This is a genomic window from Ralstonia sp. 22086 (assembly GCF_052045975.1).
Classification (GTDB): Bacteria; Pseudomonadota; Gammaproteobacteria; order Burkholderiales; family Burkholderiaceae; genus Ralstonia; species Ralstonia wenshanensis.
Window position 1 is genome coordinate 441,990 of the sequence record NZ_JBQEPZ010000004.1, and the last position, 14,269, is coordinate 456,258.

Below are 14,269 nucleotides of genomic sequence, written 5' to 3' on the forward strand. Positions count from 1 at the left end.
TCCTAGGGTCGAGCCGGTCCCGCCCCCCATGTCTGGCGAGCCGGCAGTTTGGAATACGTGGGAAGGCGCCATCCGGGCGGACGGCGCTGAAGAACCGCTGTGTCAGTCCTGCACGCGTGGCCGCTTGAGCAGCAGCAGCGCAGCCAGCGCCGCGATGATTGTGACCGGGATGCTGGCGCCGATGATCGTGGTGGCGTGCTGCCCCATCGCCAGCAACTGGCCCGCCAGCAGCGGCCCTGCGATCGAGCCGAGCCGGCCCACCGCCACCGCCGCGCCCACGCCGGTGCCGCGCACGACGGTCGGGTAGTACGCCGCCGCCAGCGCATACAGCACCGACTGCGCGCCGATCACGAACAGCCCGGCCATGAAGGCACCGGCCGACATCGACGCCATACCGCCCGCAGCGGCCAGCAACGACAGCGCCGCGATGATGCCGACATACATGCCCGACACCACCCAGCGTGGGCGCGCCGCGTCCATCAGCATGCCGATGCCCAACGCACCTGCGCCACCGCCGATGTTGAACAGGATCTGCACCATGCCCACCTGCGGCCGGCTCAGCCCCTGCGCGGCCATCAGCGAAGGCAGCCAGTTGAGCAGGAAATACAGCACGATCAGCGTGAAGAAATAGCTGACCCACAGGAACAGCGTGGCGGCCGTGCGGCGCTCGCCAAACAGCGCCCATGACACGGGCGGTGGCTGGATGGCGCCACGCTGTGCGCTGTCGAACCGGCGCGATTCCTGCAGCGTCAGCAGCAGCGGCACCACCACCAGCGGGCCGAAGCCGCCCACGTAAAAGATATGGCGCCAACCGGAATCGCCCGCGCTCAACATGCCGACCACCGCGGCGATGGCGCCGCCAAACGGGATGCCGCAATACATGACGCTCACGGCGGTGTTGCGCAGGCGTGTGGGTACTGCCTCAGCACACAGCGCGATCAGGTTGGGCATGGCGGCACCCAGGCCGATGCCGGTGGCCACGCGGATCATCAACAGGCTGTTGAAATCCCACACGTGCGCGGTGGCGATCGAAAAGATGCCGAACAGCGCCGTCGCCAGGATCAGCACGCGCTTGCGGCCGATGCGATCGGCCAGGCGGCCGCCCAGCATGGCCCCCGGCAACAGGCCGAACGTGCCGGCGCTGAATGCCAGGCCCATCTGCCCGACCGACAGGCCGAACTCACGCGCCATGCGCGGCGCGGCCACACCGATGGATTGCAGATCGAGCCCTTCAAGCAGCGCAACGATGAAGCACAGCGCAAGGGTCATGGCGACACCGGGGCCGACGTTCTCCCGGCTCAACGTCGTGGTGGTGGTTTGCATGGCGTCTCCTTCCGGATGTTGGGCGGCCGTCATTGGCAACTGAAGCTCGAGGCGTCGTTGATGTTGCCGGTGCCCGTATAGCGGGCGTTCTTCGGGTAGGCGCACAGCGGGCGCGTGCGGTCGTGGCCGGTTGCATTCCAGTCGCTGGGCACTTCGGCATTGGGCACGGCGTTGGCAGGGCCGCGCGCCGTGGCGACCACGCTGTCGGGCGCCACGCCGTGTTCCACCCAGGCCACCAGCGGCGTGAGCATGTCGAACTGGTCGGCGGTCGGCCCGCCCGCGCAGTGGTTCATGCCGGGCACCGGATAGAAGCGCGCGAAGTTGCTGGCATCGCCACCGTTGGCTGCGGCCAGGCGCTGGTACCAATCCGTCGTGTCGTCGGACGAGAACACCGGGTCGCTCGTGCCGTGATAGACCATCAGCTTGGCGCCGCGCCCCTTGAGCGTGCCCAGGTTGGTCTCATCGGGCGGCGTCATGAACGACCAGGCGGATTCGGTGTACGTGGCGTCAGTGGCGAAGATCTTCGGCGCGTCGGTGTCCATGTTGAACGCCAGGCCATACGCGGTGAGCGACGTGATGGCCGACGCCGGCTGCGGCGTGGTCGTAAACACGAACGCCAGGGCGGCGGGGTCGAGCTGGATCGAGTTGCCTTGCTTCCAGGCCGCCCAGTTGCTGCCGCTGATGCCGGCGTCAAATGAAAAGCCCGAGTACAACGCCTGCCCTGCGCTGTTGTGCGCGCCGGCAAACAGGTTGGCCATTACCGTCTTCTGCGCGGCGGTGAGGCAGGTGCCGTCACGGGCGCCGGTGCAGGTCGGCACATCGTTGGCGAGACTGAAGGCGGTCTGGCACGCCTTGAGGTTGTTGACCATGCCGTCGGTCGTGCCGTCCAGCGCATCGCACTTGGCGAGCACGTGGCTGGCCACCATGGCGCGCTCGGTGGCGGTCAGAGACGTCGTGATGTCTGGAAAGCCAGCACTGGTGTTGGCTGTCGCCACCGTCGCCAGTTGCTGCGCGCTGTACACCTCGTTGATGGCTGCCTTGGGCAGATGGAAGCCCGGGTCGCCGGCCACGATGCCGTCATACGCATTGGCCGAACGTGCAGCGGCCACCATCGCGTGACGCCCGCCGTTGGAGCACCCGCCAAAGTAGCTGCGGTCGGGCGCCTTGCCGTACACCTGCGCGATCATCGACTTGGCCATCGGCGTAAGTGTGGCGACGGCGTTGTAGCCGTAGTCGAGGCGGGCCTGCGGGTCGCGCCCGAACAGCGGCACCTGGCTGCCGTTATGCCCTGCATCCGAACTGATGACGGCAAACCCGGAGCCCAGCGCACTGCTGATGGGACCGCCGCCGAGCGTGCCGAGCGCAGTCACCACCGAGCCATCCAGCCCGCCGTTGGCCTGGTAGTAGAAGCGACCGTTCCACGCCTTGGGCAGGCGCATTTCAAAACCGATGGCGTAGGTCTTGCCATCCACCGGGCTCACCCGCGTGTTCATGGTGCCGGTGATCAGGCAGTGCTCGGGCACGGCGTTGCCGCCCACGCTCAACGTGCCTGCCGCCACGGTCGAGATGGCGGTGATGCTGGTGTTGGCAAAACTCAGCTTGCCGGCAAAGCTCTCGCACGCGCTGGCGAGATTCAACCCCGTAGCGGGCGTGAGCTGTGGCAGTTGCGATGCCTGCGACGTTGATGCGTCGCCTGTGCTGTCGTCGTTGCAGCCGGCGCAGCTCAGCGCGAGGGCGAGCGCGGCCAGCGCCATGCCCCGTGACATGACGGTCTTCATGTGTCTTCTCCTGGGTGGATGAACCGGTCTTTGCCGGTTGGTCGGATTGCTGCGTTGGAATCAGCCCGCGCGGATGACAGCGGGATCGCCATCGCGATACAGCGTGTCGACCTGCTCGGCACGGTGGGCCAGCACGGCGCGCTGGTTGAGCGTGCCCTTGTCGGTGACCTCGCCCCGGTCCAGCGATGGGGGAGCGTCAAGCAACAGCAGCCGCGCCACGCGCGTCGCACTGCCGGTGGCCGTGGCGTTCAGCTCGTGCAGCAGCGCGGCAAATGCGGCGCGCACGGCGGGGGCGGCCAGCACTTCGGCTGTGCTCGCGGTGGGCGGCAGGCCAGACAGGCCGCGGCATCGCTCCATTTGCGGAAACACGAGCAAGCCGATGTCATCGCGGTTCATGCCGGCAATCACCACGTCCTGCACATACGGCGCGCCCGCCGCGATCACGCGGGCGCGCAACGGCCCCACGCTCACGAAGGTGCCGGAGCTGAGCTTGAAGTCCTCCGCGATGCGGCCATCGAAGACGAGGCCTTTCTCGGGGTGCTCCGGATCGTAGAAACGCAGCGCGTCACCGCTGCAGTAATAGCCGTCTTCATCAAAGACCGGCGCGGCAGGCTCTTCGCCCAGGCGCCAGTAGCCACGCATGACGTGCGGGCCGCGAAAGCGCGCCTCCAGCTTGTCGCCCACGGGCACGAGCTTGAGTTCGCAGCCCGGCGCCGGCGTGCCGACGTAGCCCGAGCGCATGATCGGCGCGGTGGTGAACAGGCAGCACGGCGAGGTCTCGGTCATGCCCAGGCCGGCCATGATGCGGATGCGCTCGCCGCAGTGCTGGCCGGTCACGCGCTCCAGCCTATCCCATGCCTCTTGCGACAGCCCGGCACCGCCAAAGAAGTACAGCTTCACGCGCGAGAAGAAAGTCTCGCGCAGGGCCGGGTCCCGTTCCAGCGCCAGCGCGAGTTCTTCCCACCCCTTGGGCACGTTGAAGTACGCGGTGGGTGCGATCTCGTGCAGGTTGCGCAGGGTTTCGTCGAATTTGCCGGGCACCGGGCGGCCGTCATCGATGTAAAGCGTGCCGCCGTTGTAGAGCACGATGCCAACGTTGTGGCTGCCGCCAAAGGTGTGGTTCCAGGGCAGCCAGTCCACCAGCACCGGCGGCTCCTTGGCGAATTCGGGAATCGTCTGGCGCAGCATCTGCTGGTTGCTGCACAGCATGCGGTGCGTGGTCGGCACTGCTTTGGGCACGCGCGTCGAGCCGGAGGTGAAGAGCACCTTCACCAGCGTGTCGGGACCGGTCGCGGCCTGTGCGGCGTCTGCGGTCGTTACGGGCGTCTGCAGGAGCGTGTCGAAGGCTGTAGCGCTGCGCCGGGGCAATACGCCGTCGCGCGTGATGACCTCCACGCCCTCCGGCACCACCGCATCAATGGCGTTGGCAAAGGCCGCGCCATCTGCCGCATAGACGAGCCCCGGTGTGAGCACGTCGAACACATGCCGCAGCTTGCCGAAATCCGTCGACACCAATGCATACGGCGGCGACACCGGCGCGTAGGGCACACCCGCCCACATGGCGCCCAGCGCCAGCTGCAAGTGCTCAAGATCGTTGCCGGACAGAATCGCCAGCGGGCGTTCGGTGCTGACGCCGCGATCCAGCAGCGCCTGGCCGATGGCGCGGGCGCGCTCCAGCATCTCGCGATACGTCAGCTTGATCCACGCGCCGTCGGCTCCACGGCGTGCAGCCAGCACACGATCCGGATGGCGCTGCGCGCCCGCGACCAGGCAGTCCGTCATGCGTTGCGGATGCTCGGCAAGCGCCTCGGTATTGCGCACGTGCCAGACAGTGCGGTCGCGCGCGTCCGTCTCGCAACGCGCAGGCGCATCGCTCACGGCGACCTGCCTGTAGGGGTGATCTGGCACACCTGCCGGGGGCGGCGTGTGGTGCCCGGGTTGAACCTGCGGGCCTTGAGCCTGCATTTCGACGTGATTCACGTCTTGTCTCCTGAATGCGCCGCCCGTTTTATGGTTGTGGTGGGCGGCTGCCGAACTTCAGATCGGTTAAATCGGATAGTGGCGCGGCGTATTCTGCAAGGTGATCCAGCGCAGCTCCGTAAATTCCGCAATCGACGCCTTGCCGCCAAAACGGCCGTAACCGCTGCTCTTCACGCCGCCAAACGGCATCTGTGCCTCGTCGTGCACGGTGGGGCCGTTGATGTGGCAGATGCCCGATTCGATACGCTGCGCGACTCGCATGGCGCGCGACACATCGCGGCTGAACACGGCGGCCGACAAGCCGTATTCACTGTCGTTGGCCAGGCGGATTGCCTCTTCATCGCCGTCCACGCGCGCCACCGTCACGACAGGGCCAAACGATTCCTCGTTGTACAACCGCATGGCGGGTGTCACGCCATCCACGATGGCGGGCTGCACGATGGCGCCATCCATATGCAGGCCGACGGGCAGCGCAGCGCCGTGCGCACGGGCATCTTCCACCAGCGCCTGCACGCGCTTGGCCGCATCCACGCTGACCATCGCGCCCAGTTGCGCGGTGGCATCGGTCGGGTCACCCGCGCGAAGCGTGCGTGCCTTGGCGGCCAGCTTGTCGACAAGGGCATCGGCAATCTTGCGATCGGCGATGACGCGTTCGGTCGACATGCAGATCTGCCCCTGGTTGAAGAATGCGCCAAACGCAATCGCGTCCACCGCGGCATCCAGGTCCGCGTCGTCCAACACCAGCACCGGCGCCTTGCCGCCCAGTTCCAACAGCGCAGGCTTCAGATGCCGCGCCGCATGCTGCGCAATGATGCGCCCCACGTGCGTCGAACCCGTAAAGTTCACACGGCGCACGGCCGGATGCGCGATCAGGCGTTCGACCACCTGGGCCGCATCGGCCGGGGCGTTGGTCACCACGTTGACCACGCCATCGCCCAGACCGGCCTCCTGCAGCACGGTGCCGATCAGCCGGTGCACGCCCGGGCACAGCTCCGATGCCTTGAGCACGACGGTGTTGCCGCATGCCAGCGGCATCGCCAGCGCACGCGTGCCCAGGATCACCGGCGCGTTCCACGGTGCAATGCCGAGCACCACGCCGCACGGCTGGCGCACGGCCATCGCAAAGTTGCCCGGCACATCAGACGGGATGACGCTGCCGTCGATCTGCGTGGTCATGGATGCGGCTTCGCGCAGCATGTTGGCCGCCAGCATGACGTTGAAGCCGATCCAGTTGGGGCTGGCGCCGGTTTCGGCCGCGCCGGCGCGGATGAAGGCGTCGGTGTGCTGGTCCATCAACTCGGCGGCCTTGAGCAGGCGCTTGCGGCGCTCGCCCGGCGGTAGCGCTGCCCACGCGGGAAAGGCATCGGCGGCAGCCTGGACAGCGGCGTCGGCATCCTCCAGCGTGGCCGCCGACGCGCGCGATGCGACCGCGTCGTTGACGGGGTTGCGGCGCTCGAAGGTGGCACCGTTGGCGGCCGGCCGGCTTTGTCCGCCGATCAGCAGGGTCACAAGCTGAGTCACGTCAGGCATGGGTTCGTCTCCGGGGGCGTTGGAGGGAGCGGATCAGGCGCGCTTGTACGCCTGCAGGCCCGGCTTGATCGACTTGTCGTCCAGGAACTGCTTGAGGCCCTGCTCGCGACCGCCCTCCGGGTCCCGCAGCGTGGCCTGGTCGAGCTTGGCGTACAGGTAATCCTCGTTCTGCTCCCACGTCAGCTCGCGGCTGCGCTTGAAGCCGTGCTTGGCGGCACGCAGCACCACCGGGTTCTTTTCCAGCAGCTTCTCGGCCAGCGCCACAGTGCGGGCGCGCAGGTGGACACGCGGCACGCTCTCGTTGACGAGGCCCATGGCGGCAGCCTGCTGGCCGGTGAAGGTTTCGCCGGTCATGATGTAGTAAAGCGCCTGGCGGTGGCCCACGGTATCGGCCATCGCCTTGCTGACCAGGTTGCCCGGCGGGATGCCCCAGTTGATTTCCGACAGGCCGAAGGTGGCCTCGTCTGCCGCAATCGCCAGATCGCACGCCACCAGCGGCGAGAACCCGCCGCCGAAGCACCAGCCGTTGACCATCGCGATGGTCGGCTTGGCATACATGCGCAGCAGCTTCCATTGCCACTGGCAGGCATCGCGGCGGATCTTCTCCTGCAGGATCTCCGGGCCCGCGTCCACTTCGCGGAAGTATTCCTTCAGGTCCATGCCCGCCGTCCAGGCATCGCCCGCGCCGGTCAGCACCAGCACCTTGGCATCGGCATCCAGCTCCAGCGCTTCGAGCACCTGGATCATTTCCGAGTTGAGCGTCGGGCTCATGGCGTTGCGCTTCTCCGGGCGGTTGAACGTCACCCATGCAATGCCCTGGTCCACCTTCACGTCCACGGTCTGCCAGCGCCCTTGGTAATCAGCCATTTCCATCTCCTTGATCTGTCGGCTGCTTGAGACGCCCGCCGCCTTGTGTGTGCGGCGCGTCTCAGCTTGGTGCCCATTTAATATCAGGCAACCTGATATAACAAGGAGATTATCATTGCCGTAAACCCTGATCCGAACGACACGTAGCAGAATGTGCGCATCTGCATAGGTGCACACCCACTCACATCCATGGCGGCCACACGAACCAAACGCAACCCACCTCAGCCCGCGCAAGAGGGGGCCTCGGCAACGTCTGCCCGACTGCCCTACCTGATCGGCCGCACTGACCGCATCGTCAAGCGGCGCCTGGGCGAAGCGCTCGCCCCGCACGGGCTGACGGTGCCGCAATTCACGGCGCTGTCCGTGCTGCACGCGCGCGGCAGCCTGTCGAACGCGCAACTGGCGGAACGCTCGTTCATGTCGCCACAATCGGCCAATGAAGTGGTGAAGACAATGGAGGCGCGGGGCTGGGTGACGCGCACGCCCGATCCGACGCACGGCCGCATCGTCATGCTGGGCCTGACCGACGAAGCGCTCGCGCTGCTGGCGCTGTGCGACGAGGCCGTCAGCCGGCTGGAGAAGGAAATGCTGCAGGGAATCGACGTCGCGCACGCGGCATTGCTGCACGATCTGCTGCTGCAATGTGGGCGGAATCTGCGCTGAGCGGGCGCCTTCAGTTGCCCCGGCAGCCGCCGTTATTCAATGTAATAAAGTCTGATCATAGGAACATTCTGATCGACACCCCTCGGCGATAGAATGGCTGGTCGCCGCCGTTCGAGCGGCCTTCGCCTCCCCTTCAACGCACCGCGGTTCTGAAACGCCTCCATGTGGATTGTCCAACTCGCGCTGCGAAGGCCGCTGACGTTCATCGTCCTCGCGCTGCTGATCCTGCTGGCGACGCCGTTTACGCTCATGCGTACGCCCACGGACATCTTTCCGGAAATCGACATTCCGGTCGTCAGCATCATCTGGAATTACAACGGCCTGCCCGCCAAGGAGATGGCCGACCGCATCGTGTCTGTCACGGAGCGCAGCCTGACGACCACCGTCAACGACATCGAGCACATCGAGTCGCAATCGTTGAACGGCATCTCGATCGTCAAGGTGTTCTTCCAGCCGACGGCCAATATCCAGACCGCGCTGGCGCAGATCGTTTCGGTGTCGCAGGCGCAGGTGCGGCAGTTGCCACCGGGGACGACGCCGCCGCTGATCATCAAATATTCGGCGTCGAGCATTCCGATCCTGCAGTTGGGCCTGTCGAGCAACACGCTGTCGGAGCAGGAACTCAATGATGCGGCGCTGAACTTCCTGCGCCCGCGCCTGATCACGGTGCCCGGCATCGCCGTGCCGTTCCCGTATGGCGGCAAGAGCCGGCAGATCACGGTCGATCTCGACACGCAGAAGCTGCTGGCGCAGGGCCTGACCCCCGTGGACATCGTCAACGCGGTGGGCGCACAGAACCTGATCCTGCCGGCCGGTACGCAAAAGATCGACGCCACCGAATACGGCGTCACGCTCAATGGCACGCCGGGCAGCATCGCCGCACTCAACGCCATTCCGGTCAAGACCAGCAACGGCGCCACGCTGTACCTGGGCGACGTGGCCCATGTGCGCGACGGTTTCTCGCCGCAGACCAACGTGGTGCGCCAGGACGGCCAGCGCGGCGTGCTGCTGTCCATCCTGAAGAACGGCGGTGCGTCGACGCTGGATATCGTCAGCAACATCTACAAGCTGCTGCCCACCGCCGCGGCGGCGCTTCCGCAAGACATCAAGATCACGCCGCTGTTCGATCAGTCGCTGTTCGTGAAGGCCGCGATTGAAGGCGTGATTCGCGAGGCGCTCATCGCCGCGTGCCTGACGGCCGCCATGATCCTGCTGTTCCTCGGCAACTGGCGCAGCACGGCCATCATTGCCGTGTCGATTCCGCTGTCGATCCTGTCGTCGATCATCGTGCTGCATCTGCTGGGCGAGACCATCAACCTGATGACGCTCGGCGGCCTGGCGCTCGCGGTGGGGATCCTGGTGGACGATGCCACCGTCACCATCGAGAACATCGAGCGCCATCTGCACGAGGGCAAGGAGCCCGTCACCGCCATCCTGGACGGCGCGGCCGAGATTGCCGTGCCGGCCTTCGTGTCGACCCTGTGTATCTGCATCGTGTTCGTGCCGATGTTCTTCCTCACGGGCGTGGCGCGTTACCTGTTCGTGCCAATGGCCGAAGCGGTGATCTTCGCCATGCTGGCGTCGTATGTGCTGTCGCGCACGCTGGTGCCGACGCTGGTGATGATGCTCATGACCGGCCACACGCAAAACGCCACGAAAGCCGACGCAAAACCAGGCACATTCGGCCGCATCTACCGGGCGTTCAACACGCAGTTCGAGCACATGCGCGGCAACTACGCCGCCATCCTGGGCGGGTTGCTGGAGCGTCGCCGCATGTTCGCACTGTCGTTCCTGGGCTTCTGCGTGGCGTCGTGCGCGCTCTTCCTGGTGCTCGGCCGGGATTTCTTCCCCGATGTGGATGCCGGGCAAATCCGCCTGCACATGCGGGCACCGTCGGGCATGCGCATTGAAGAAACCGCACGCCTGGCCGACGAGGTCGAAACCGCCATCCGCGAAATCATTCCGAAAAAGGAACTGTCGACGATTCTCGACAACCTGGGCGTGCCGAACTCCGGGATCAACCTGTCGTACAGCAACGCCGGCACCATCGGCACGCTCGACGGCGAAATCCTGATCGCGCTGCAGGAAGGCGAGCGCAAGCCCAGCGCTCAGTACGTCCGCCGCCTGCGCGAAGAACTGCCCAAGCGCTTCCCGGGCGTGGAGTTCGCTTTCCAGCCTGCGGACATCGTCAGCCAGATCCTGAACTTCGGCCTGCCATCGGCCATCGACGTGCAGTTCTCGGGCGCCGACGTGGCCACCAACAAGCAGCTCGCGGGCATGCTGGCCAACCGCATCAAGCAGATCCCGGGGGCGGTGGATACGCACGTGCACCAGCGCTTCGACCAGCCCACGCTGGCCCTGAACATGGACCGCACGCGCATCCAGCAGGTGGGCCTCGAAGGGCGCGACGTGGCGCAGAACCTGCTGGTCTCGCTCAGTTCGAGCTTCCAGACCTCGCCCACGTTCTGGCTGAACCCGATCAACGGCGTGGTGTACCAGGTGGCCGTCACAAGCCCGCAGTACCGCGTCGATTCCCTTGACGCACTGCTGCGCACGCCGGTGGCAAGCTCGCGCGGTGGCGCCGCTCAGGCAGGCGGCCCGCAACTGCTGGGTAACCTCGTGCAGGTGAGCCCTGCCGTGCAGCCGCAGGTCGTCTCGCATTTCAACATCACCCCCGTGGTGGACGTGTACGCCGCCGTGCAGGGCCGAGACCTGGGCGCCGTCGCCAAGGAGGTGCAGAAGGCCGTCGATGACATCCGCCCCAAGCTGCCGCGCGGCGCGCAGGTCACGGTGCGCGGTCAGGTGAAGACGATGGAATCGTCCTTCATCGGCCTGGGCGTGGGGCTGGTGATGGCGATCGTGCTGGTGTACCTGCTGATCGTCGTGAACTTCCAGTCGTGGATCGACCCGCTCATCATCGTGACCGCCCTGCCGGCCGCGCTGGCGGGCATCGCCTGGATGCTGTTCGTGACGGGGACCACGCTGTCGGTGCCATCGCTCACAGGCGCGATCATGACGATGGGCGTGGCGACGGCCAACTCGATTCTGTTGATCTCGTTTGCGCGTGAGCGATTGGCCGAAGGCATTGCGCCGGTGCAGGCCGCGCTGGAAGCGGGGGCCACGCGCCTGCGCCCGGTGCTGATGACGGCCCTGGCGATGATCATCGGCATGGTGCCCATGGCGTTGGGCCTGGGCGAAGGCGCAGAACAGAACGCGCCGCTGGGGCGCGCGGTGATCGGCGGTCTGCTGTTTGCGACCGTGTCGACCCTCTTCTTTGTTCCGGTGGTGTTTGCCAGCGTACACAACAGATTGCAGCGGCGCGCCGCCCGGCGTAGTCACGATTTGCGGGGAAGCGAAGGACATGTCTGAGCAAACATCCGGTGCCCATTCCGGGGCGCACTCTGGACACTTGGCGGACGGCCCGCCCCACCACGTTGTCACGGTGGACCCGATCGAACAGGTAGACCGCGGCCCTGCCATGCGCCGCGCACGCTGGGTCGTGATTGTCGTGGGGGTGCTCCTTGCGCTGGGCGCTGCGCGCACGCTGGTCGGCCGCTACTACAACGCGCACGCACTGGAGCGGCAGGTGAACGCGCAGACCAGCCGCTACGTCACCACCATCGCCCCCAAACCGGCTCACACCACTCGCGAACTGACGCTGCCCGGTACGCTGCAGGGCTATGTTGAATCGCCCATCTATGCGCGCACCAGCGGTTACGTGCTGCGCTGGTTCAAGGACATCGGCGCCCACGTCGACAAGGGCGAAGTGCTGGCGCTGCTCGACACGCCGGAAGTCGACCAGGAACTGAACCAGGCACAGGCCACGCGCAACCAGGCCGCCGCACGCAAGGCGCTGGCGCAGACCTCACTTACGCGCTGGCAGAACCTGCGCCAGAAAGACGCCGTCTCGCAACAGGAACTGGACGAGCGTACCAGCGCCGCCAACCAGGCCCAGGCCGACCTGGCCGCTGCGGAAGCCAACGTGCGCCGCCTGCAGGAGCTGCAAGGCTTCCGCCGGGTGGTGGCGCCGTTTGCGGGCGTGGTGACCAAGCGCAATGTCGATGTCGGCGCGTTGGTCAATGCCGGCAACGCGGGCGCCAACCGCGAGCTGTTCACGCTGGCGCAGACCGATCCGCTGCGCATCTACCTGTATGTGCCGCAGGCGTATTCGCAACAGGTGAAGGTCGGGCAGGATGTGGCCGTGACGCTGGCCGAGCTGCCGGGCCAGACCTTCCACGGCACCATCGCGCGGGCCTCCGGCGCCATCGACGCCACCACGCGCACCATGCAGGTGGAAGTACAGTTGCCCAACAAGGACGGGCGCCTGCTGCCCGGCGCCTATGTGCAGGTCGCCATCAAGGGCACAGCCGGCGGCGACGCAGCCGGCGCCAGCGCGAAGGCAGATGCACCGGTTGCATTCACGGTGCCGACCAACACGCTCCTCTTCCGCAAGGAAGGCCCGCGCATCGCCGTGGCAGAAAACGGCCACGTCGACCTGCGCCCCGTCACCATCGGACGCGACTACGGCCGCACGGTGGAAATCATCTCCGGCCTGAAGGCGACGGACGCGCTGATCCTCAACCCGGCCGATTCCATCGAGCAGGGCGAAGCAGTGACCATCGTCACGCCGGCCCCGGCATCGGCGCCCGCGGCCTCCGCGCCGCACGCATCATGATCCGCCGACCGCGGCTGCGCACCACCGCGCTGGCGGCCTCGTTGATCGTCTCGCTGGCCGGCTGCTCGCTCGCGCCGACCTACGAGCGCCCCGCCATGGACGTGCCGGCGCACTGGCAAACCGAAGCACCGTGGCGTGCCGCGCAACCCGCCGACGCCGCGCCCAAAGGCCCGTGGTGGCAGCGCTTCAACGATCCGCAGCTCGACAAGCTGGTCACGCAGGCGCTGGCGCATAACCAATCGCTCAAGGTCGCGCTGTCGAACCTGGAGCAGGCGCAGGCGCAGACGCGCGTGGCGCGTGCCAGCCTGCTGCCGACCATCACGGCCAACAACAACGACTCGCGTACGCGCACGTCGTCGGAACGGCCGCTCTCGTCGTACACCAGTCCGACCATGTCGACCATCCAGAGCGATTTCGTGCTGCGCGCCGACGCGAGTTACGAAGCCGACCTGTTCGGCCGCGTGCGCAACACCGTCGCCAACGCGGCGGCGAGCGAAGAACAGGCCGGCGCCAATTTCGAGAACTTCCGCCTGCTGCTGGCCGCGCAGGTCGCCACCACCTGGTACAACCTGCGCGAGACCGATGCGGAAATCGCCGTGGTGCAGGAAGGTCTGGCGCTGCAGCATAAGGCGCTCGATTTCGTCACCTCACGGCATCAGGATGGCGTGGCTTCGGGCCTCGACCTCGCGCAGCAACAGGCGCTCGTCGACAGCACCGCCACGCAGGCCGAACTGCTGACCAGGCAACGCGCGCAGTATGAACACGCGCTGGCGACGCTGGTCGGCACACCCGCTCCCGCCTTCCACATCGAGCCGACGCCGCTCAAGGGCACGGCACCGCAGATCCCTGTGGCGCTGCCGTCTGACGTGATCGAACGCCGCCCCGACGTGGCCGCCGCAGAGCGCGGTGCCGCTGCCGCCAACGCGCAAGTTGGCGTGGCACGCGCGGCGTTCTTCCCGAGCGTGATGCTCAACGGCGGTGCCGGTTGGGAAAGCCGCGATCTGGCGCTGCTGTTTTCTGCGCCCACGCTGCTGTGGTCGTTCGGCACGCAGATCGCCCAGACGGCGTTTGACGCCGGCCGCACGCGGGCGCGCGTGGACATTGCCAATGCGGCCTATCAGGGTGCGATCGCCAACTACCGTCAGACGGTGCTGGGGGCGCTGCAGGAAGTGGAAGATGGACTGGCCGGCCTGCAATCGCTGGACCGTGCGGCAAACCAGGCGCGCCATGCCGTGGAAAGCGCCCGCAAGGTCTACGACATTGCCAGCGTGCGCTACGAGGGCGGGCTCGCAACCTCGTTGGACGTGATCACCGCGCAGCAATCGCTGCTGAACAACCAGCGCACGGCGGTGCAGATTCTCGGCCAGCAGCTGACGACGAGCGTGTTCCTCGTCAAGGCGGTGGGTGGCGACTGGAACCAGGCCGCAGCCGCGCCGACGGCCGCGCGGTAGGC

At 66.8% G+C, this 14,269-nt stretch carries 9 protein-coding genes; 4 read left to right on the forward strand and 5 right to left on the reverse strand.

Features of this window, described 5'->3' with window-relative positions; genetic code table 11:
• Positions 1-102 precede the first annotated feature (102 nt).
• From mhpT to ACTJK6_RS19365, 5 genes are all read right to left on the reverse strand, one after another.
• Positions 103-1,323, reverse strand: coding sequence for a 3-(3-hydroxy-phenyl)propionate transporter MhpT (mhpT, locus tag ACTJK6_RS19345; RefSeq protein WP_260803505.1), 1,221 nt, complete (start codon positions 1,321-1,323; stop codon positions 103-105).
• 29 nt (positions 1,324-1,352) lie between these two features.
• Positions 1,353-3,101, reverse strand: coding sequence for a tannase/feruloyl esterase family alpha/beta hydrolase (locus ACTJK6_RS19350; RefSeq protein WP_440839873.1), 1,749 nt, complete (start codon positions 3,099-3,101; stop codon positions 1,353-1,355).
• Between the two features lie 60 nt (positions 3,102-3,161).
• Positions 3,162-5,066, reverse strand: coding sequence for a feruloyl-CoA synthase (locus ACTJK6_RS19355; RefSeq protein ID WP_440840047.1), 1,905 nt, complete (start codon positions 5,064-5,066; stop codon positions 3,162-3,164).
• A gap of 81 nt (positions 5,067-5,147) precedes the next feature.
• Positions 5,148-6,611 carry an aldehyde dehydrogenase gene (locus ACTJK6_RS19360; RefSeq protein WP_440839874.1) on the reverse strand — a complete coding sequence of 488 codons (1,464 nt, stop codon included), beginning with the start codon at positions 6,609-6,611 and terminating at the stop codon, positions 5,148-5,150.
• A gap of 33 nt (positions 6,612-6,644) precedes the next feature.
• The gene (locus ACTJK6_RS19365) at positions 6,645-7,478 is read right to left on the reverse strand and encodes a p-hydroxycinnamoyl CoA hydratase/lyase (RefSeq protein ID WP_440839875.1); all 834 of its coding nucleotides are present in this window, start codon (positions 7,476-7,478) and stop codon (positions 6,645-6,647) included.
• Between the two features lie 189 nt (positions 7,479-7,667).
• On the opposite strand from ACTJK6_RS19365, the gene ACTJK6_RS19370 reads away from it, so the two are divergent.
• The 4 genes from ACTJK6_RS19370 to ACTJK6_RS19385 all read left to right on the forward strand — a co-directional run bounded on the left by ACTJK6_RS19370 (position 7,668) and on the right by ACTJK6_RS19385 (position 14,267).
• On the forward strand, positions 7,668-8,141 hold the full coding sequence (locus ACTJK6_RS19370; RefSeq protein WP_440839876.1) for a MarR family winged helix-turn-helix transcriptional regulator: 474 nt from the start codon (positions 7,668-7,670) through the stop codon (positions 8,139-8,141).
• Positions 8,142-8,303: 162 nt separating this feature from the next.
• Positions 8,304-11,510: an efflux RND transporter permease subunit gene (locus tag ACTJK6_RS19375; RefSeq protein ID WP_440839877.1), complete on the forward strand. Its 3,207-nt coding sequence runs from the start codon at positions 8,304-8,306 to the stop codon at positions 11,508-11,510.
• A complete protein-coding gene (locus tag ACTJK6_RS19380) occupies positions 11,503-12,816 on the forward strand; it encodes an efflux RND transporter periplasmic adaptor subunit (protein ID WP_232038898.1) in 1,314 nt (437 codons plus the stop codon). Before ACTJK6_RS19375 ends, ACTJK6_RS19380 begins: the two co-directional genes overlap by 8 nt.
• Positions 12,816-14,267, forward strand: a complete 1,452-nt coding sequence (locus ACTJK6_RS19385) for an efflux transporter outer membrane subunit (RefSeq protein ID WP_440840048.1) — start codon at positions 12,816-12,818, stop codon at positions 14,265-14,267. Before ACTJK6_RS19380 ends, ACTJK6_RS19385 begins: the two co-directional genes overlap by 1 nt.
• The last annotated feature ends 2 nt before the right edge of the window (positions 14,268-14,269 follow it).